At 36.6% G+C, this 18,821-nt stretch carries 22 protein-coding genes and 1 tRNA gene; 7 read left to right on the top strand and 16 right to left on the bottom strand.

Going from position 1 to position 18,821, the window contains the following annotated elements:
* Positions 1 to 200 precede the first annotated feature (200 nt).
* Positions 201 to 1,163: an NAD-dependent epimerase/dehydratase family protein gene (locus AABE15_RS03520; RefSeq protein ID WP_338329898.1), complete on the bottom strand. Its 963-nt coding sequence runs from the start codon at positions 1,161 to 1,163 to the stop codon at positions 201 to 203.
* Between the two features lie 323 nt (positions 1,164 to 1,486).
* Between AABE15_RS03520 and dps the strand changes: the two genes are divergently transcribed.
* Positions 1,487 to 2,002: a DNA starvation/stationary phase protection protein Dps gene (gene dps, locus AABE15_RS03515; protein ID WP_338329897.1), complete on the top strand. Its 516-nt coding sequence runs from the start codon at positions 1,487 to 1,489 to the stop codon at positions 2,000 to 2,002.
* An 82-nt stretch (positions 2,003 to 2,084) separates the two neighbouring features.
* Here dps and AABE15_RS03510 read toward each other — a convergent pair whose 3' ends face one another.
* Both AABE15_RS03510 and AABE15_RS03505 read right to left on the bottom strand, forming a co-directional pair.
* Positions 2,085 to 2,537: a DUF192 domain-containing protein gene (locus AABE15_RS03510; protein WP_408870246.1), complete on the bottom strand. Its 453-nt coding sequence runs from the start codon at positions 2,535 to 2,537 to the stop codon at positions 2,085 to 2,087.
* A gap of 67 nt (positions 2,538 to 2,604) precedes the next feature.
* On the bottom strand, positions 2,605 to 3,279 hold the full coding sequence (locus AABE15_RS03505; protein ID WP_338329895.1) for an MBL fold metallo-hydrolase: 675 nt from the start codon (positions 3,277 to 3,279) through the stop codon (positions 2,605 to 2,607).
* 266 nt (positions 3,280 to 3,545) lie between these two features.
* On the opposite strand from AABE15_RS03505, the gene AABE15_RS03500 reads away from it, so the two are divergent.
* Positions 3,546 to 4,325, top strand: coding sequence for a CHAP domain-containing protein (locus AABE15_RS03500; RefSeq protein WP_338329894.1), 780 nt, complete (start codon positions 3,546 to 3,548; stop codon positions 4,323 to 4,325).
* A 10-nt stretch (positions 4,326 to 4,335) separates the two neighbouring features.
* Here the strand turns inward: AABE15_RS03500 and AABE15_RS03495 are convergent, their stop codons facing one another.
* From AABE15_RS03495 to rfaD, 13 genes are all read right to left on the bottom strand, one after another.
* Positions 4,336 to 4,794, bottom strand: a complete 459-nt coding sequence (locus AABE15_RS03495) for a 23S rRNA (pseudouridine(1915)-N(3))-methyltransferase RlmH (protein WP_338329893.1) — start codon at positions 4,792 to 4,794, stop codon at positions 4,336 to 4,338.
* A gap of 7 nt (positions 4,795 to 4,801) precedes the next feature.
* Positions 4,802 to 5,215: a ribosome silencing factor gene (gene rsfS / locus AABE15_RS03490; protein ID WP_338329892.1), complete on the bottom strand. Its 414-nt coding sequence runs from the start codon at positions 5,213 to 5,215 to the stop codon at positions 4,802 to 4,804.
* 32 nt (positions 5,216 to 5,247) lie between these two features.
* A complete protein-coding gene (locus AABE15_RS03485) occupies positions 5,248 to 5,850 on the bottom strand; it encodes a nicotinate-nucleotide adenylyltransferase (protein ID WP_338329891.1) in 603 nt (200 codons plus the stop codon).
* Between the two features lie 1,221 nt (positions 5,851 to 7,071).
* The gene (gene ychF / locus AABE15_RS03480; RefSeq protein WP_338329890.1) at positions 7,072 to 8,166 is read right to left on the bottom strand and encodes a redox-regulated ATPase YchF; all 1,095 of its coding nucleotides are present in this window, start codon (positions 8,164 to 8,166) and stop codon (positions 7,072 to 7,074) included.
* A gap of 2 nt (positions 8,167 to 8,168) precedes the next feature.
* Positions 8,169 to 8,741, bottom strand: coding sequence for an aminoacyl-tRNA hydrolase (pth, locus tag AABE15_RS03475; RefSeq protein ID WP_338329899.1), 573 nt, complete (start codon positions 8,739 to 8,741; stop codon positions 8,169 to 8,171).
* Between the two features lie 24 nt (positions 8,742 to 8,765).
* Positions 8,766 to 9,410, bottom strand: coding sequence for a 50S ribosomal protein L25/general stress protein Ctc (locus tag AABE15_RS03470; RefSeq protein ID WP_338329889.1), 645 nt, complete (start codon positions 9,408 to 9,410; stop codon positions 8,766 to 8,768).
* 339 nt (positions 9,411 to 9,749) lie between these two features.
* Entirely contained in the window at positions 9,750 to 10,361 is a 612-nt protein-coding gene (locus tag AABE15_RS03465; protein WP_338329888.1) for a histidine phosphatase family protein, read from the bottom strand.
* Between the two features lie 18 nt (positions 10,362 to 10,379).
* The gene (locus AABE15_RS03460; RefSeq protein WP_338329887.1) at positions 10,380 to 11,315 is read right to left on the bottom strand and encodes a ribose-phosphate pyrophosphokinase; all 936 of its coding nucleotides are present in this window, start codon (positions 11,313 to 11,315) and stop codon (positions 10,380 to 10,382) included.
* A gap of 49 nt (positions 11,316 to 11,364) precedes the next feature.
* Positions 11,365 to 12,270, bottom strand: coding sequence for a hypothetical protein (locus AABE15_RS03455; RefSeq protein WP_338329886.1), 906 nt, complete (start codon positions 12,268 to 12,270; stop codon positions 11,365 to 11,367).
* A gap of 83 nt (positions 12,271 to 12,353) precedes the next feature.
* A complete protein-coding gene (gene pgeF / locus AABE15_RS03450; RefSeq protein ID WP_338329885.1) occupies positions 12,354 to 13,127 on the bottom strand; it encodes a peptidoglycan editing factor PgeF in 774 nt (257 codons plus the stop codon).
* Positions 13,128 to 13,133: 6 nt separating this feature from the next.
* On the bottom strand, positions 13,134 to 14,165 hold the full coding sequence (locus AABE15_RS03445; protein ID WP_338329884.1) for an SAM-dependent methyltransferase: 1,032 nt from the start codon (positions 14,163 to 14,165) through the stop codon (positions 13,134 to 13,136).
* Positions 14,155 to 14,985, bottom strand: coding sequence for a prolipoprotein diacylglyceryl transferase (gene lgt / locus AABE15_RS03440; protein ID WP_338329883.1), 831 nt, complete (start codon positions 14,983 to 14,985; stop codon positions 14,155 to 14,157). The genes AABE15_RS03445 and lgt overlap by 11 nt, the downstream gene beginning before the upstream one ends.
* 38 nt (positions 14,986 to 15,023) lie before the next feature.
* Complete coding sequence (rfaD, locus tag AABE15_RS03435) at positions 15,024 to 16,004, bottom strand: ADP-glyceromanno-heptose 6-epimerase (RefSeq protein WP_338329882.1); 981 nt, start codon at positions 16,002 to 16,004, stop codon at positions 15,024 to 15,026.
* Between the two features lie 118 nt (positions 16,005 to 16,122).
* Between rfaD and AABE15_RS03430 the strand changes: the two genes are divergently transcribed.
* The 5 genes from AABE15_RS03430 to AABE15_RS03410 all read left to right on the top strand — a co-directional run bounded on the left by AABE15_RS03430 (position 16,123) and on the right by AABE15_RS03410 (position 18,811).
* A complete protein-coding gene (locus AABE15_RS03430; protein WP_338329881.1) occupies positions 16,123 to 16,392 on the top strand; it encodes an accessory factor UbiK family protein in 270 nt (89 codons plus the stop codon).
* A 419-nt stretch (positions 16,393 to 16,811) separates the two neighbouring features.
* Positions 16,812 to 17,609: a pyrroline-5-carboxylate reductase gene (gene proC / locus AABE15_RS03425; RefSeq protein ID WP_338329880.1), complete on the top strand. Its 798-nt coding sequence runs from the start codon at positions 16,812 to 16,814 to the stop codon at positions 17,607 to 17,609.
* 62 nt (positions 17,610 to 17,671) lie between these two features.
* A complete protein-coding gene (locus AABE15_RS03420; protein WP_338329879.1) occupies positions 17,672 to 18,310 on the top strand; it encodes a TetR family transcriptional regulator in 639 nt (212 codons plus the stop codon).
* Positions 18,311 to 18,374: 64 nt separating this feature from the next.
* A tRNA-Gln gene (locus AABE15_RS03415) sits at positions 18,375 to 18,449 on the top strand.
* A 206-nt stretch (positions 18,450 to 18,655) separates the two neighbouring features.
* Complete coding sequence (locus tag AABE15_RS03410; RefSeq protein WP_338329878.1) at positions 18,656 to 18,811, top strand: hypothetical protein; 156 nt, start codon at positions 18,656 to 18,658, stop codon at positions 18,809 to 18,811.
* Positions 18,812 to 18,821 lie beyond the last annotated feature (10 nt).

Below are 18,821 nucleotides of genomic sequence, written 5' to 3'. Positions count from 1 at the left end.
ATCAGCCATCGCAATTCCAATATCTGCAGTCGCTGAATGCAATTTAGCCTCTGCTTCTCTTATATCAGGTCGGCGTTGCGCCAACTCAGAAGGAAACCCAATGGGTACTACCGGAGGGGTAGGAGGAATCGGAGTTTCTATTCAAAAAATTTAAGCTAATATAATTACCTTTAAAAATATGACCATGTATTTTATTCAATCTATTCCTTATAATCTTTTAACCAATCGGTAAAAACTTTTATACCTTTTTCAAGGCATGTGACTGGCCTCCAACCTGTAAGATCTTCAATAGCACTGATATCCGCAAGAGTTGACTCAATATCTGTTTCTGGCCTTTGAACATAATGTATCAATGCTTTGCGACCTAAATTTTTCTCCAAAAAAGTAATAAGATGTGCTATTTTTTCTTGACGATTATTGCCAATATTATAAATACCGCAATCTTGAATTGTTTCACAATTTTGTAATTTTAAGATCGCTTCTATAACATCATCAATATAAGTAAAATCCCTTGATAAATCCTCTCCTGTATACAAGGTGATGGGTGTATTTTCTATAATTGCTTTGGCAAAACTGTAATAAGCCATATCGGGTCTTCCCCATGGACCATAAACAGTAAAAAAACGCAGCCCCGTTTGTTTTAAACCAAAAAGATGATGATAGGACGTAGAAAGAAGTTCAGCCGATTTCTTGGAAACAGCATATACGGAATTGGGCAATTCAGTTCTGTCATTTTCGTTAAAAGGGAGTTTTTTATTTGAACCATAAACAGATGAAGACGATGCATAAAAAATACGCTCAATCTTAGGCAAATTTTTCGCTGCTTCTAAAATATTTAAATGCCCTTGAATATTAATTTGGATATAGCTGGATGGATTTATGAGAGAGTATCTCACCCCAGCTTGCGCAGCAAAGTGAAAAATAAAAGAAATATCAGGATGATCAGAAAATATTTTTTTTATATCGTGCTGGTCTAAAATATCAGCACGATAAAATTTAAAATTTTGAAATTTTTTTAATTTTAGACAACGATCTTTTTTTAGGTTAGGAGAATAATAATTGTTGATATTATCAATCCCAATAACTTTTTCTCCCATTATTAACAATTTATGGGCTAAATGATATCCTATAAATCCAGCTGCACCCGTTATTAAACAGACCACATTAACACCTTATTCCTTTTTGAAACAAATATTTTAGCTGATTCTTATAAATGAGCAAAAATTACTGGCAAATATTTTTTTAAACATGAGTAATTAAAACTTTTGTATTTGTTTTTCCATACAGCAACCTAAAAGATTCTAAACTTGATCTAAATCCTATTCAATGCCATTATATTTAATAAATATGACTAACTCTAATGTTTAAATTATATACGTTAGTATTTCGTTAAAAGAAAGTTGTTCGACATCAGACAACATTATTGCTTTTATTAAAAAACAATATGAAAATAAAAACTTCTTTTAGATGTTTAGGAGATGGTTCAATGGTAACTAAAAAAAAATCTTTTCATTCTACACGTAACGACTTACCTTCAAACACAAAAACTGTAGTCATTCAAATTCTTAATGAACGTCTTGCTGAGGGTTTAGACATTTCACTCATTACAAAACAAGCCCATTGGAATATGAAAGGCCCGCAATTCATCGGAGTTCATATGATGGTCGATGGGTTTCGGGCTGAACAAAACGATTTTAACGATAAAATAGCCGAAAGAATTACCTCATTAGGAGGGACAGCGTACGGTACCACACAAGACATCAGCCAAACCTCTCAAATCACTCCTTATCCAACAGATATTTACTATGTCATGGATCATATTAAGGCCTTAAGTGAACGCTATGCAACGTTCGCAAATGCAATTCGCAAATCAATTGACCAGGCAGAAGAAGCTGGTGATGCTGACACGGCTGATCTTTTTACTGAAGTATCAAGAGCTATGGATAAACAACTTTGGTTCCTAGAAGCACATACTCAAGTTGAGCCAAAACCAACGAAATAACAGATTTTAAAACAACTGTCTCTAATTACAATTCGTCAGAGACAGTTGTTTATTAAACAAAAATTAATTTAAACGATTCAACTTAATTTTGCTTGTTTTGCGTTTTTAGAGCAGGGCTATCCACTTTATCTCCAACCAAAATACCCAATTTTTCAGTTATTCCGCCTTTTAATTCAAGCGTTGCACGAACCAGCCCGCGGCTACTTATAGGTTTAAGACTATAAGGCACTGTATTCTCAGCGATAGTTTGTATGTTACCATCTTGGTCAATAAAAATAATATCAAGCGGAACTCTAGTGTTTTTCATCCACATGCTGCTTTGTTGAGGTGTTGGCCAAACAAATAACATTCCTCCATTTTCTGGAATGTTATTTCTAAACATCTCTCCCGTTTCTTGTTCTTTCAAAGAGCTTGCAATTTCAACAGAAAAAATATGTTTCTGACCTTTTCTGTCAATTATAGTAAGAGATTTTTTACCGAGTTCCGGTTGAGCTTGCGTGATATCTTGTTCTGCTTTCACTAAACTTGGCACCATCGTGCTGCACAACAAACTTCCGATGACCACCGATTGCAAAAACTTTAGTTTCACTTAGTATATCTCCTCAAATCAAAAAGGGGTTATGACCTTTTTCATAACCTATCGTGGTCACAGGACCATGCCCAGGAAGAACAAAAGTAGCATCATCTAAAATAAGTAATTTCTGATTAATTGCGGTAATCAGCTGTTTTTCATTACCATAAGGAAAATCTGTTCGTCCAATTGCTCCTTTAAAAAGTACATCTCCTGTAATCACAAATCTTGCATTTTTTTCATAAAAAATAACATGCCCTGGTGTATGCCCAGGCATATGCATCACCTCAAATACCATCTCACCAAACTGAAGAATATCCCCATCTTCTACAAAGCGAGTAGGCGTTACATTTGAAGCGTGTTGAATATAAACCCCAAATTGCGATGCATCTTCTACTACCCTGTCAAGCAAAAATTGATCTTCAATCGCAGGACCTAAAATAGGAATTTTTTTCTGATATTTATGTTCGAGAAAAGTTTGTAAAGGCAAAGCAACTCCAACGTGATCAAAATGCCCATGAGTTAATAATATAGACTGCACACATACATTTTTAGATTCAATCAAGCGCACGATGGATTCTAGGTCCCCCCCTGGATCACTAATAATTGCGTCTGCGGAGTCTGGGTCCCAAATCATCATACAATTTTGACTAATGGGTGTAACAGGTAGAATCTCAATTCTAAGTGAATTAACTAAAAGATACAAATAAGAACTCCGCTACATGAATTGATAATTTTACGTGGACAAGCAAATATTTTTTAGAAATATAAATTGCGAATTTTTTATTATTATACTGTAATTTTAAAATAGAACTAATGTTGCAAGTTTACCTCAAATGAAAATACAATTCTTGACATTGAAATTAAAAAAGGTATTTTGCCAAATTTTATCTTGCCCTTAATAGAGTGATACGTTAATCCTTTAATACCAATTCAAACATGTATTTAATTTAATCAGGGTTAGGGGTACTGATGTTTCAGAGTTACGTGACAAACCATGTTAAATTCAAATTAACGTCCTTTTGTTTTATATTTATTTGCTTAAATTTTTTTTCATCCCCAACAAATGCTAAAACTACATATCAGGGTATAAAAAAACGAACTAACACAGTCAAGAGAATTAATCTTTCAACATTTCATCATCCTATTAAAATCGGTTACTCTAACCGCAATAGTTTCAATCATAAAACGTACCGAATCAGATATACACATAAAACGCATAAAGGCGGTCATGTTATCCAATGTGTTGCTTTTGCGCGCCATGTCTCAGACGTACAGTTAAAAGGAAATGCTAGAGATTGGTGGAATAATGCTGAAGGTGTATACGAGAAAGGTTATGTTCCACAGCCTAATAGTATTTTGAGCTTCAAATCCACAAGACGGATGCCCTATGGGCACGTAGCTGTTGTTAAAGAAGTTGTAAACCCTAGAACGATTATTATCGATCAATCTCATTGGGCTCAAAGAGGTATTAGCCGAAACGTACCTGTTATTGACGTATCACCCAATAATGATTGGTCTTCCGTTCGTGTTGCTATTAATAGAAAAAAAGATTCTTTTGGAAGTATTTATCCAACGCATGGTTTTATCTATCCAAACCAGGTTTCTCAAACCACTAATCGCAAAAACTATTGGCAAGCAAATGCAAAAATTTGGACTTCAGAGTTCAAAAATACTAGTACTCAAGTGGCTTTGGCTCCGAATATTTCAAACAACTTTTTTGAAGATGGGCCTGATCGTAATATAAAATAGCAATTTAAATTTAAGGCCGATTTTCCCGATGGTAAGGGTGACTCTGTAAAATTGTTTGCGCTCTATAGAGTTGTTCAACTAACATAATTCTTGCTAACATGTGTGGCCACGTTAGATTACCAAAAGATAATATAAAATTTGAACGCTCGATTGCTAACCGATGCAATCCTTCTGCCCCTCCGATAAGAAAAACTACCGAATTGGTCTGATACCCCCAACGATTGAGGTTATCAGCAAATGTTAAGCTTGAAAGATTTACTCCTGCTTGATCAAGACTGACAACTACCGACCTTTTAATTATTTTGGTCAGCATCATTTGTGCTTCTTTAAGTCTGACCTCGGTTGAATTCCCTTTTTCTTCTAAAATTTCGATAAGATTTAATTTTGGTTTAAATCTTTTTATATAACGGTTATATAGCTCCAGCTCAGCTTTTTGACGCATTTTGCCAATAGCCACAATCGTAATCATAATTTTTCTATTTTTCCTCTAGATTTGGCACGTTAACCCCCCAAATCCTTTCAATACTATAATATTCTCTTGCTTCTTCACGGAATAAATGAATGATAATATCTCCTGAATCAATTAGAACCCAATCCGCACTGCTTTCAATTGAAATTCGCTTTATTCCTTGTTTGAAAAGCACTTTATCAAGATGGCCAGCCATGGCCATTATCTGTCTATCCACTTTACCCGTAGCTACCACCATATAATCAGCAATAGTTGTCTTACCAACGAGATCCATAACAACTATATTTTCAGCTTTATCATCTTCGAGTGATGACACAATTAAGTCAACAAGATAACGGATGGGCATTTCTTTTTGGTATGGCTCTGAATTATCACTATCTTGATTCACAACTTCTTTTCTTTTTTCTAATGATATCTGCATATTCCTATGTTTTCCTTTCTAATTTATTAATTTTACTTACTGCCTTGAATTCTAAGAACAGTTGCTGAGATACTATTTTCTCGAGTGGACACAAAACTCCATAGGGGAGGTTTAAAATTTGTCAAAAGAGCTGCTCGTTTAGAAGGCAAACGGTACTGTCTTAAATAAGAAGATACCCTACCCTTTAACGCCTGAGATCGATAAGTAGGTCTCGGAAAAACAGCAACTGGAATCGTATGAACTATTTTTTTCCAATGTAACCAGTTCGACATCTGCGCTAAATTATCTGCTCCCATCAACCAAACAAATTGGCATCGAGGGAAACGCTTTTTTAGAAGTTTAAGCGTGTCATACGTATAACGTGTACCTAAACGTTTTTCTATATCCGTAGCCAGTATTCTCTTATCGTCAATACACTCTTTAATTCTTTCCAAACGTTGACTAAAAGGCGCCATGTCACACTCAGCTTTAAGGGGATTACCGGGGGATACCATTAACCAAACTTGATCCAGCCTTAGCACTTTAAGAGCTTGATTTGCTAGTTGTAAATGCCCCTTATGTATTGGATTAAACGAACCACCAAGCAAACCAATGCGAAGTTTTCTATCATCCCCCCACGTCGGTAGTTGATGCATTAATAACCTACCCCACAAGTTCTATAAATTTTATAATAATAATTTGTCAGCTTTTTTACTCTTGTGAATTCGCTCGCATTCGCCTGCCTTTGTCTTATTGTACAAGCATTAACAAAGTCTAACTCTTTCCTATTACAAAACGGTATAAATATGTTGTACATACTGACAAATCAAACTTTATTTAGGCGAGGATACATAATCAAATTATCCGTCGCAATAATGGCATCTATGTGACCATCTTCATAATTGAAATATGTAAATTTACCGCTTTTATAAATCTTACTTTTAAGAAAGCCTTCTTTTGAAAACATTTATACCAAATCCAAAAATAGAAGCAACTTTAGATCGCAAAAGAATATGCTGTTGCTTTTAAGATTTTTAACCAACAAAATAGCTACTTTTCCGGAATTGGTACTGCTTATGAAAACGTATAAGATAAATATTTATTTTATATGTTTTAACATTTAGCATTCTTATATTGAGTCTTTTATCAACATTAATTGCCTTTATATTTATATATGACACGAGTTAAAAACAGAAAGTAGCATAGGAATTTATGATTTTTCTCCGTTACATTTTTACAAAATTCCTACCACAGAGCACGATCACACCATCGTCTTTAGAAAAATAATTTTTATTACACAATATAGCTATTTCACTTAGTTTTGCGCCCATATACCAATATTTTTTTCGCTAATAACTTTTAAGATTTGTACCGCTGACCCACATTTACATCGACGTATGAAATCATTTTTTTTAAAACTAAATCTATACGTTCTTAATATTTATATTGAAAGAAAATTAACCTTGATAAATGCTCCTTTTTAACACTGGTACATTAAAAGAATATATTCTATTTTAAATATGATTAATTTTTCCTAGCTTGTTACCCAAAGATTTAAAAACCTATATCTTCAACATCACGATCAAAAATTTTATTTCAACATACAAAACATCCAAATTCGTTGCATTCTTAAGAAATAAAATGACCTCTAAAGAAGGCAAGTTATGTTTACTATCAGTTTAACTTTAAATTTGAATTAAACAAAAAAAATCGTTACATAATTGGATATTTTGTTATGGTTTTGCTGATGAAAAAGTAAAGCCTTACTAATCTTTTTTGTTTTTTTCAGGCTTACTGCCTCATTCTTAATGAGATAAAATTTCTTTTAACATAATATTTTCCGCATTGTAGCCTAAACAAAAAATTTTATTTACACGTTATACATTAAAACGAAACAATAAAACATCTCCATCTTTAACGACATACTCTTTACCTTCAACTTTAACCTTACCCACCTCTTTAGCGCCAGCTTCACCATTAAATTGAACATAATCCTCATAAGCAATGGTTTCACAAGCAATAAACCCTCTTTCAAAGTCATTATGTATTACTGCCGCAGCTTGAGGAGCTTTTGTTCCTTTCACAATCGTCCATGCCCGAGTTTCTTTAGGTCCACAAGTAAAATACGTAATCAAATTTAAAAGTCTATACCCCGCTGCAATGACTTTATCTAAACCGCTATTGGTTAGCCCTAAACCCGCCAAGAATTCCCTCTGATCGTCTTTGTCGAGTTGACTCACCTCCGCCTCAATATCCGCTGAAACAATAACGGCTTCGGCCCCTTGTGCTTTTGCCATTTCTTGTACGTTTTCAGAATAACTATTCCCTGTAGCAGCTGCGGACTCTTCAACGTTACATACATATAATACAGGTTTACTCGTAAGCAGCTGTAGTCTTTCCACTGCTTTCTCTTCACCGACAGGAATAACAGCACGAATAGGCTTCCCTGCTTGCAATGCGTTGATAAGAGGTTCGATTAATAATAGCGTCGCTTGAGCATCCTTATCACCGCCACGAGCTTTTTTTTGTAAAGGAATAAGGCGCTTTTCAAGGCTTTCTAAATCGGCTATCATCAGTTCTGTTTCAACAATTTCTGCATCCCGTACAGGATCTACAGAACCTTCGACATGGGTAATGTCATCATTTTCGAAACAACGTAACACATGAATAATAGCATCCACTTCTCTTATATTTGCCAAGAATTGGTTTCCCAACCCTTCGCCTTTGGAGGCTCCTTTTACCAATCCAGCGATATCAACGAATTCTAAACTCGTAGGTAAAATTTGCTGAGAATGCGCAATTTTAGATAACACAACTAAGCGATCATCAGGTACAGCAACCCTACCAATATTCGGTTCGATAGTACAAAAAGGATAATTCGCCGATTGTGCTGTCGCTGTTGCCGTTAAGGCATTAAAAAGAGTAGACTTACCCACATTAGGCAATCCGACGATACCACAATTAAAACCCATTTTTATTCCTTCGTTGACAAAGCGACTTTACTCATAAACGCATCCATTTTATCTTCTATCAACAGTGGTGCAGATTCGACTACTGCCTCAATAAAGGGGTCTAACCATTGGTGATCCATTTTAGAAAAATTACCCAAAACGTAATTAACCACTTGAGCTCTATCCATAGGATGACCTATCCCCAAACGAATACGCCAATAATTTTTGCTTCCTAACAGTTTGTCGATAGAACGCAAACCATTGTGACCAGCAGATCCACCGCCTCTTTTTATTTTTGCACGCCCTGGATCAAGATCAAGTTCATCATGAAACACAAAAAAACTGGATAAAGAAATTTTATAAAATGAAAGCGTTGGCAAAACGCTTTCACCAGATAAATTCATGTACGTCATAGGTTTTAGAAGTAAAATTTTTTGACCGTTTATGTTGCCTTCGGCAAGCTCTCCTCGAAAACGTTTGCGCCACGATGAAAAACCGTAGCGCTCGGCAATTCGATCAATCACCATAAAACCAATATTATGGCGATTTGCTTGCATTCCAGGCTCAGGATTACCAAGCCCAGCCCACAATAACATCATCCAATTCCTTCGAACGTATACTTATGCTTTGGAAGGAGTTTCTTGAGTAGCGACTTCCGTTGCTTCAACTTCATTTACAGGTTCTTCGATAGCTACGGTTGGAGGAGCTATTGTTGCAATAACAAAATCTTCTTCATGTTGATTGGTATGAGAAACATTCTCTATACCTTTTAAATCAGACCATTTAATATTATCGTGAATATCAAGCGATGATAAATCCGCTACGAAAACTTCAGGAATATGTTCAACATCACAACTGATTTCAACGGAATGCTGTACAATATTAACCACACCACCACGTTTTACACCTGGCGAAATTTCTTCACCATCGAAATGAACAGGGATTTCAACGCGAATATGTTGGCCTGCAACCATACGCTGAAAATCAACGTGCAAAGGACGATCATTTACAGGATGCATTTGTATAGAGCGCATTAACGCAACCGAAGTTTTTCCTTCAACTTTGATTTGATAGAGTTGCGAACGCCAAGAGGGATTATGCAATTCACGCATAATTAAACGAGGGTCAAGAGCAATCATAGATGGTTCTGTTTTTCCACCATAAATAACGCCAGGGACCAGACCTTCACGACGAGTTGCGCGCGCTGCCCCCTTACCAGCCTTCGCACGCACCGCTACTTCTAATTCGACAAACTTTTTTGCCACTTGTATTCTCCTAATAATTGTAAAGCGACGTAACGCATCAACCTCCAGGGGTGCTGATGCAGACTGTTATTTAGCGAACATTTTTTTAAAAAGCAAACTTCTTTCTCTTAAAATTCAATCTTTTAGTGAAAATTACTTACTTTAAAACTAAATTTTTATAGATCTTAGTTCTATAAAATACATTTTAAAAATAAAATCACTTGGCTTAAACCCTACGAACTTCATAATCAAAAACAAAACCGATTTAACTGAATTGAATACTTAAAAATACGTCCCTTCTCTTGTAGTTCCATTCCTTCACATTCTATTACTGTTTAAAAATTATTCAAAAAAACTTAATTATTCTAATGGCAAAGCATCCAGCGTCCAAGCATTACTAGCCTCTACAGGGGGACGCGCACATAAAGGTTGTGCATTCGGTAAACGCACGTTAGGTTTTAATCCCATCATGTAACGCAAAGAACGAAATATTCCTCCGTGCGCAACAATGAGCACGGTTCCCGTTCCTGCTTTGCGTAGCGAACCATTGACAGCTTCGCTCACGCGATCACATAATTTTTTAAAAGACTCTGCATTTTGAGGAGTAAAATCCCCAGCAATCCAACGATCATACCAAGGCCCCATAGGGTGCCCCTCTTCCTCACCAAAGCATACTTCTTTTAAACTGTCGTTCAATTCTATTGGTAATGCTATTCCTACTTTATTTTTTAAAATAGTGGCTGTTATTTCAGCAGTTTTACGAGCTCTACATAAAGGAGAACTAACAATCGTTGTAATGGGATATTCAAGCCGACTCCAATGCTTAGCGAGTGCCTCCCCTGCTGCAACAGCTTGTGCTAAACCTACTTTATTCAAGGGGATATCCGTACGACCCTGAGATAAATTACGTGCATTCCAATCCGTTTGCCCGTGACGCAGATACCAATACGCTTGATGAAGTAAAAACGACATATTTAAACCTTACACTTGTTAATCAAATAAAGAAGAAACTGAACTTTCATCACTAACAGCGCGAATAGCTCTCCCTAACAAATTGTCCAAAGATATCTGACGAATTTTTGACGCTAAACGAACGGAATCTGACATTAAAATACTATCTGTAACGACCAACTCATTGATAGCAGAATGTTGCACTTTTTCTGCAGCATTCCCTGACAAAACACCATGGGTGACATAGGCATCAATGGCAATTGCACCCGCATCCATTAAAGCTTGCGCTGCATTGCATAATGATCCGCCGCTGTCAATGATATCATCGACTAATAGACAATGCCTTCCCTCAACCTTACCAATAACGTTCATGACCTCTGAAACACCCGCTCTCTCTCTTCGTTTATCAATAATTGCCAAATCGACATCTAATCGTTTTGCCAACTGTCTTGCTCGGACGACACCACCAACATCAGGTGAAACAACCATAATATTTGGATTGTCGGAATGTCTTTTTTTGATATCACGTGTAAATAGAGGGGCAGCATACAAATTGTCGACAGGTATATCAAAAAAACCCTGGATTTGACCCGCATGCAAATCCAGTGTCAGCACACGATTGGCTCCTGCTTCCACCAGTAAATTAGCTACAAGTTTTGCACTAATTGGAGTTCTAGGTCCAGATTTTCTATCTTGTCTTGCATACCCAAAATAAGGCATCACGGCGGTGATACGACGTGCAGAACCACGACGCAGCGCATCAAGCATAATTAGCAACTCCATCAGGTTATCGTTTGTTGGATAACTGGTACTTTGCACAGCAAAAATATCTTCACCACGCACATTCTCATAAATCTCAACAAAGACTTCCTTATCAGCAAAACGTTGAACAGAAGCATCGCATAATGGCATTTTAAGCTCTGCAGCCACTGATTCAGCTAAAGGGCGGTTGCTATTTCCCGCTATAATTTTCATACACTCGACTCCTTGTTCAACAAGATCTTACCTAACCTTATACCAAATATTAATTATGTTCACTCAATAGTCCAAGAGGGGCTACGAGTGGTGACTTGGTAAATCCATTTTTTGTTTCTGGCAATGGTTTGTTGTTTCGACCTGAATAATTGCTGATAACCCGTTTGATCCCCCCTGCCGCCTCTTCGCCAATAGCCGCACCGACATCTCCCCACGATGAATCTAAACTATGTGCAGGCACATCATTAATTTGCGTGACTTTACCCGCTTCGTTACCCTTCCTATCGATAATTTTCCAAACAATTTCAACGTGTTGTACTGGATTATGTGTGTTTCCAGCCGCACCATTCGTTACGCTAACCTCACAGGTTACTTTATAATCTGCCTTATCCTCTTTAAGCTGTATACTGTTTGACTGATCGACGATAGAAACAACAAATTGTCTGGCAATAACTTCATTTCCATCACCTGGAGCCCCCTTCACGCCTTGAAAATAAATCTGTGCCGCTCTGTGTTTCAAACTTTTAGGATCCAACTCCATACGTCTTGCCTGTAATCCCGTCAAAACTTCCGTAATAATAGGCGCGGCTTGCGCCGCGACTTGATCAAAAATACCTTTATCCCCCTTAGACCACTCAGCAGGAGAAACAGGCATTCCATCTCTGACAGCTTCCACTTTTCCTTTAGGAGAAATAATGCTGTATTGAGGTTTAACCATATTTTCCTGTAACCCTACTTTAACCCCCAATATCCAGTCACCTTTTTGTGCAGGCGTAACCACTGCAGGAACGGTTTCTACCACCATAGCTCTCGCTAAAGTTTCCGCAAAAATTTTTGAATCCTCGTTGCTTAATAACGATTCAGTCGGAACAGGAATAATTAGCCGAGAGGGAGGAGGCTGACTCAAAGGCCCACCGAGTTTTCCTTCTCTTTTTTCAAATGGCCGGGGAACCATAATACATCCTGTTAATACAAACAAGATTGACAAAGGCAAATAAGCTCTAATGTATTTTCTTAAATAAACACGCATTCCATCTCTTACCCTTCAGCACAGGCAATCGCAGAAATTTGGTGCCCTAATGCACCGCCTCCTGACAAAGTGCGCCGACGATGACTGAAAAAATACTTGGGATTGCTCAACGTATCTCGACCTAAAAGAGCGACTATTCCCACACGACGTCTACTTAGGCGATCCACACAATAATGGCCTAAATCAAACAAATAATGTTCTTTATTTATTTGCCGAAAAAAAGAGTGGCTTTTGAAATCTTGCTCTAGGACTTGGCGTCTCATGTCTTCTTTAACTTCATAACGATTACCATCAATACAAGGACCCACAATAGCGGTTATTTCTCGAGTTTTAGCCCCTAATTCTTCCATCTTTGTGATCAGTTCTTCTAAAATACCAAACGCCGCTCCCTTCCAGCCGGCGTGAGCTGCACCAACTATTTTGCCATCGAAACTTGAAAAAAGAACCGGCGCACAATCTGCTGTTACAACACTGACGGCAATATTAGGATCATTGGTAACGGCACCGTCAGCTTCTTGCAATACGTTATTTTCTTTTGTTATACACAGCACTTTTGTACTATGAATTTGCAATCCACCCCAAAGAAACAAAGGATCGACGTGCATCACACGCGCAACACGTTTTCTATTTTCTTTTATACAATTAAAATTGTCGTCTGTTTTTAATCCACAGTTTAAAGAGGCATATTCTCCTTTCGATACTCCTCCCAATCGCGTAAAAAACCCATGCCTCACTGTGTTAGACAGTAAAGGATGACGAATAACACCATTACTTATACTCATTACAATTCAATCCTCTATGCTTTCGAAAGCAGGCAACGCATGTAGACTAGGGTGACTTATAGCCATTACTTTAAATAATTGCCCCATTTCCTCTGGCGTTATAAGACGACGAACATCCTGTAAAAGAGATTGTTTTTGTTCAGTAGAACAATGGGAAGACAAGGCCTCTAATCGATACATTATGCCGAGCCTCTGAAGAAAATCGCCTTGAGTCAAGAAGGGATGCAATTTAGCCCCTGCCTTTACGGCAATAGTTCCTAGAGTCAAAAAATCAACATGAGATGTTAAATCTGCCTTACCGAAAAAAGCTAACGGAAACGTCTTTTCGCCTTTATAAATCGCCTGAAGCGTATCCCCCCATAAAGGCTGACAATAACCGTAATCCATAAAAAGAGCGGCTCCAAAATTAGCGCATAAAAATCGAGAAATTTCATCTATGATATTTTGAGAATTCTCTGATACCTCTACAATATTGCCTTTTTGAATAGCACGTTTGAATACTGGAGAATTAGGCAAATCCTCCACCGGTTTGGCAACAAACTGTTTTTGTTTTACATAGCGCTCAGCCCATTGACCCGCTGATCTCTTAATAAATTGTCTAATAGGCAAGGCATCAAGAAATTCATTAGCAAATAAAATAATAGGCTGACTAGGAATATCACTGAAAGAATTAAACCAATCCATCTGAACAGAATGATTTTGCATAAGATTATGTTGCTGAATTTTTCTTAAACGAGGCGACGTTTCAATAAAAAAAACATTGCAATTTTTATAAAAAGAAGGGCAGCACTTTTTTATAACCCTCAATATATCCGACATGAAGGTTCCTCTACCTGGCCCCATTTCAACCAAAGCAACTGCACTGTCTGATGGCATCATCTGCCATACGGCAATTACCCAAGCCGCAATTAATTCACCAAATACCTGTGAAATTTCAGGCGCTGTCGTAAAATCAGAAAAAGGGTCTTTTTTTGCATAATAGAGACTATTTGCCTGAGACATAAACGCATCAAGTCTTAACAAATGCTTATCCGTCATTATTTATTTCAAGATTCGTTAATTTTGGTAAATAATAAGACTGAACGATAAAATATATTCCTGCAAGGGCCATTGGTATACATAGTATCTGCCCCATAGTAAGATGGAAAACCAAGTAGCCTAAAAAATCATCTGGCTCACGAAATAATTCGCAAAAACTGCGCGCCAATGCGTATCCCAACAAAAAACAGCCTGAAAGCAAACCTGGCCTTGACCGAATTGAAAGGCGACACGACAACAGGTACATTATAAAAAATAAAACAATACCTTCTAAAAAACATTCATATAGTTCTGAAGGATGCCTAGCCCCTTGAACAGTTGAATAAACCATTCTCCATGGCAGCCAATCTGGTGCCAACCGTCCAACTAATTCTCCATTGATGAAATTTGCTAGCCGCCCTAAACCAAGGCCTAATGGCACCACCACAACGACACGATCCGAAAACCCTAAAAAGCTTAACCCATTTTTGTAAGAAAAACAGATTAAAGCAATAATAACACCCAAAGCTCCACCGTGAAACGACATACCGCCGTGCCAGACCTGAAAAATTTGCAGAGGATGAGCTAAATAAAATTCGGGTTGATAGAACAACACATATCCCAGACGTCCACCTAAAATAACCCCCAAAGTTGCCCATGTTAAAAAATCATCTACTTGTAGCGTTGTTGCTACCACGGGGTTACGTCTAACTAATCGTTTGACAATTAGCCAACCGAAAACAAGTGCCATAATATACGCAATGGCATACCAACGTATAGATAACGGTCCTATATGCACCATAATAGGGTCGAAATCAGGAAACTTAAGAGGAGCGGACATAAAACACCATTTCGCTTAATAATGATGACTCAAAACGTTTAAAGATAAGGATCCGATTGTAGTAAATAATTTTGTATGTATGTCCCTATCCCATTTTCCAACGATGTAAAAGGTTTTCGATAGCCAATAGTTTCTAACCTACTCATGTTTGCTTGAGTAAAATATTGGTATTGACCTTTAAGAGATTGAGGCATATCAATAAATTCGACTTGTCTTTCCATACCTACCGCGTCACAAACAGCATAAGCCAAATCTAGATATGTTCGGGCAATACCCGTACCACAATTATAAATTCCGTTAACTTTTGGATTTTCTAAAATCCACAATAAAATATCAACGATATCTCCCACCCATATAAAATCTCGTGCTTGAGCACCATCAGCTAAACTTTTACAATCGGATTTAAAAAGTTTGGGTGCTATGCCTTTTTTTATCTCGTCGAATTTAACTTTAATAACGGAAATCATTTTTCCTTTATGGTATTCATTTGGGCCATAAACGTTAAAAAACTTCAAGCCAACCCACTGCGGAGGTATAAGCCTATTTTTCTTTGTTTCCTGCAGTACTTTTAAATCAAAAACATGTTTTGACCATCCATACAAATTTAAAGGAGATAGGGTTTTAATTAAACTGGGATCATCATTAAATGCACTTAATCCACTTACACCGCCATAAGTTGCAGCCGAAGAAGCGTAAATAAAACGAACTTGTTTTTTGGCGCACCATTGCCACAAATAAAAAGACAATTCCACATTGGTTTGCCATACAAGATCACCATCATGTGCCGTCGTTTCGCTAATTGCTCCTAAATGCACTATCGCAGTAACATTTTTTACTTGGCTAAGAAAACATTCTAGATTTTCTGGTTTGACAATTTGGGTAGGTACGTGTTTGGCAACATTACGCCATTTTCCTTTATCGCCAAACCAATCAACCACTACGGTTTCTTCTTTTAATTCATAAAGTTTAGCTTGCAAGCAAGAGCCAATGAATCCTAAAGCACCTGTAATAATGATCATTTTTTCTCAATCATGACTATTTAAGTAAAGCTTGGTAAATGTAGTATAAAAGATGATACTCAGCTATACTAATTTATTCTAGTCCATTACAAATTATAATTATTTGAAAGATACACGCATGCCTGATCGTCACAAAATTTTTGAAGATGCCTCTAAAACTGCTGGAAGTGCATTTTCTGTTCTAAACGGTATCAAAGAAGAAATTGCCTCAGTCATTCGGGGTAGAGTTGACGAAATTCTTTCAACCCTACATCTTGTTAGAAGAGAAGAATTTGATATCGTTTCTGAAATGTCAAGCCGTACAAGAAGTGCGCAAGAAAAACTTGAGGAACACGTCAAAAAACTTGAAGAACGTCTTAGCCAACTTGAAAAGAATAAAAACCTCTAATAGGGTAAAGTCTTTACTAATAAAAAATTATACATACTCAATTTTTTATTATAACAGAAGATACTTGCGACGAATCCTGAGCAAATTAAAAAATTTCAGAAAAATCCTATAAATTACTGTTAGGATTATTTGCGTCGCAGATCCTTTTGTATCTTCTAAATCTACTTACTTAGTTAAATAACCTTTTGAACTTTTAAAAAATACAAAACATATAATTAATGCAGTCTCAGCTTTATAAAAAAAATCTGCTTGGTAAACGAACTATCAAAAAAGTTAACCTACTAAAAAAACAAGTTTTTCCTTCCATTCACAGTTTTTTTGGCAGAATTTAACGTTGAAAAAAATTGCTCTCTTACCACAGAAAAAGCAAATTTAATGGTATTAAAACATTTTATATCTTCAATGAAAGAGTGAATGCAATGTACAAGCTTCCTTCAATTCTACTTGTTGGTTGTGGTCATATAGGACGCGCTATGCTAAATGGCTGGTTAAATCAAAAGCTTGCTCCTTCCGTGATCGTTCATCGTTACCCTCTAACCCTACCTCATCCCCACATACAAGTTGAGGCTATAAACGACATCCCTTTAAAATTTCAGCCTGATATTATTTTATTAGCCACAAAACCCCAACAAGCTAAAGAAAATATTTCTTTAATTAAACCTTGGATCAAAAATTCTATAGTTATCTCTATTTTAGGAGGCAAAACGCTTTCTTGGTTGCAAAAACAATTACCTCCCACAACTTCACTTATACGTGCTGTACCCAATATAGCTTCAGAACTAACATTAGGTATGACCATTGCTGTTGCAAATAACTTTGTTCAACCTATCCAAAAGCAAACTGTCACTCATTTGTTTGAAGCAATAGGCAAAATTATATGGCTTGATTCGGAAGAAAAGATAGACCTTGCTACTGCTATTTCAGGCTGTGGACCTGCCTATATCTTTCTTTTAACTGAACTTTTACAAAATATAAGTACACAAAAAGGATTACCAGAAAATCTTGCTAAAATCTTAGCACGCCAAACAGTCATTGGTTCTGCTGCGTTATTGGCACATTCAACAGAAGAAGCTGAGACCTTACGGAAAACAGTTACTACCCCGCAGGGTATTACTGAAAAAGCTATTGAAATTCTTAATGATCCCCATGAATGGCCAGATTCATTAGCAAGGGCATTACAAGCCGCTATCAACCGTTCAAAAGAAATGATTTCTTAGTCGATTTGTTATGTATAGTATAAGTGCTCTACATAACGAATAGTTTTAATAGGTAATAAACTATGCGAAATAAAGAAATTAATAAAAAAATACTTCAACAGGGTATGCTTCTATTTGCTAAAAAAGGATGGGACAATACTACACTGGTTCAGATAGCGGAATACGTTCACTTACCTGTGTATCAAGTGCGGAAAAATTTTCCTTTTAAAATTTGTTTATTGATCTACTTAAATCAATTAGTAGACAAAAACACCATGGAACAGCCATATCAGGGGCAACGTTTACCAGAATATTTATTTGATGCCATGATGAATCGCTTCGACATTCTGCAACAATATCGTGAAGGATATATTTCTATTGTAAAATTATTGCCATCACACCCTAGTCTTGCTTTACTTATAGGATTTGGAACCCAACGAAGTATGAAATGGATAGCTGAATCTGCTCGTATTAATACGATGGGGTTTAAAGGGTTTGTATGTATAGAAGGATTAACAGCAATATGGACTGTAGCTTTTAAAACATGGTTAAAGGATACAACTCATGATTTATCAAGAACAATGGCTTCTCTTGACAAAACCATAACAAAAGCTGGAAAATTAGCGCCTTATGTTGTCGTAAGACAAAAATCTTTTAGTAATTCTCCCTGTCAAGAATATGAAAAGGAAACGCATCTACTTACTAACGAAAATAAATCGTAGTTTTTTAATTTTCTTCTTTACGTAAAGGGATAAGTCCTTTAAAAGATGCTTCGTGATAGTTTTTTGGGGTGTAGCCAAGCGGTAAGGCAGCGGATTTTGATTCCGCCATGCGGAGGTTCGAATCCTCCCACCCCAGCCATTAGTTTTTCATAAGGTCTTATTTTCAAAGACAAAATATCTTTTATTTAAAAAAAGATATCTCCACTGATACCCCTATTCAATTAAACTTGGATACATTTCCTATAATTTAAAATTACTTATCAATTCTACTCTTGCCTACATCCATTTTAATTATCTGATACAATACGCTTTTTGAAAGATTCGTTTTTTTCGCAGAACTGATTAATGGACTCAGGAAAAAAGTTAATCTCATATATTGACGTTAACGTTCCTATTGGATTTCCTTTGCCTTTGCCTTCGACTGACTATCTCGAAAAACTATTAGATTTAAACGAACATGTCATACACTATCCTTTCGCAACATTTTATATCCATGCATAAGATGGGTCTA

The organism is Commensalibacter sp. Nvir (assembly GCF_963921845.1).
Taxonomy (GTDB): Bacteria; Pseudomonadota; Alphaproteobacteria; order Acetobacterales; family Acetobacteraceae; genus Commensalibacter.
The sequence above is the reverse complement of the archived record's forward strand: the minus strand, read 5'-3'. Positions and strand labels throughout refer to the sequence as shown.

Coding starts and splice junctions, on each gene's coding strand:
- AABE15_RS03460 (WP_338329887.1), bottom strand. CDS start 11,315: ATGAAAATTATAGCGGGAAATAGCAACCGCCCTTTAGCTGAATCAGTG.
- dps (WP_338329897.1), top strand. CDS start 1,487: ATGGTAACTAAAAAAAAATCTTTTCATTCTACACGTAACGACTTACCT.
- lgt (WP_338329883.1), bottom strand. CDS start 14,985: ATGTCCGCTCCTCTTAAGTTTCCTGATTTCGACCCTATTATGGTGCAT.
- AABE15_RS03455 (WP_338329886.1), bottom strand. CDS start 12,270: ATGGTTCCCCGGCCATTTGAAAAAAGAGAAGGAAAACTCGGTGGGCCT.
- pgeF (WP_338329885.1), bottom strand. CDS start 13,127: ATGAGTATAAGTAATGGTGTTATTCGTCATCCTTTACTGTCTAACACA.
- rsfS (WP_338329892.1), bottom strand. CDS start 5,215: ATGCAGATATCATTAGAAAAAAGAAAAGAAGTTGTGAATCAAGATAGT.
- proC (WP_338329880.1), top strand. CDS start 16,812: ATGTACAAGCTTCCTTCAATTCTACTTGTTGGTTGTGGTCATATAGGA.
- pth (WP_338329899.1), bottom strand. CDS start 8,741: ATGTTATTGTGGGCTGGGCTTGGTAATCCTGAGCCTGGAATGCAAGCA.
- AABE15_RS03485 (WP_338329891.1), bottom strand. CDS start 5,850: ATGCATCAACTACCGACGTGGGGGGATGATAGAAAACTTCGCATTGGT.
- AABE15_RS03420 (WP_338329879.1), top strand. CDS start 17,672: ATGCGAAATAAAGAAATTAATAAAAAAATACTTCAACAGGGTATGCTT.
- AABE15_RS03510 (WP_408870246.1), bottom strand. CDS start 2,537: ATGGTGCCAAGTTTAGTGAAAGCAGAACAAGATATCACGCAAGCTCAA.
- AABE15_RS03410 (WP_338329878.1), top strand. CDS start 18,656: ATGGACTCAGGAAAAAAGTTAATCTCATATATTGACGTTAACGTTCCT.
- rfaD (WP_338329882.1), bottom strand. CDS start 16,004: ATGATCATTATTACAGGTGCTTTAGGATTCATTGGCTCTTGCTTGCAA.
- AABE15_RS03430 (WP_338329881.1), top strand. CDS start 16,123: ATGCCTGATCGTCACAAAATTTTTGAAGATGCCTCTAAAACTGCTGGA.
- AABE15_RS03500 (WP_338329894.1), top strand. CDS start 3,546: ATGTTTCAGAGTTACGTGACAAACCATGTTAAATTCAAATTAACGTCC.
- AABE15_RS03495 (WP_338329893.1), bottom strand. CDS start 4,794: ATGATTACGATTGTGGCTATTGGCAAAATGCGTCAAAAAGCTGAGCTG.
- AABE15_RS03465 (WP_338329888.1), bottom strand. CDS start 10,361: ATGTCGTTTTTACTTCATCAAGCGTATTGGTATCTGCGTCACGGGCAA.
- AABE15_RS03445 (WP_338329884.1), bottom strand. CDS start 14,165: ATGACGGATAAGCATTTGTTAAGACTTGATGCGTTTATGTCTCAGGCA.
- ychF (WP_338329890.1), bottom strand. CDS start 8,166: ATGGGTTTTAATTGTGGTATCGTCGGATTGCCTAATGTGGGTAAGTCT.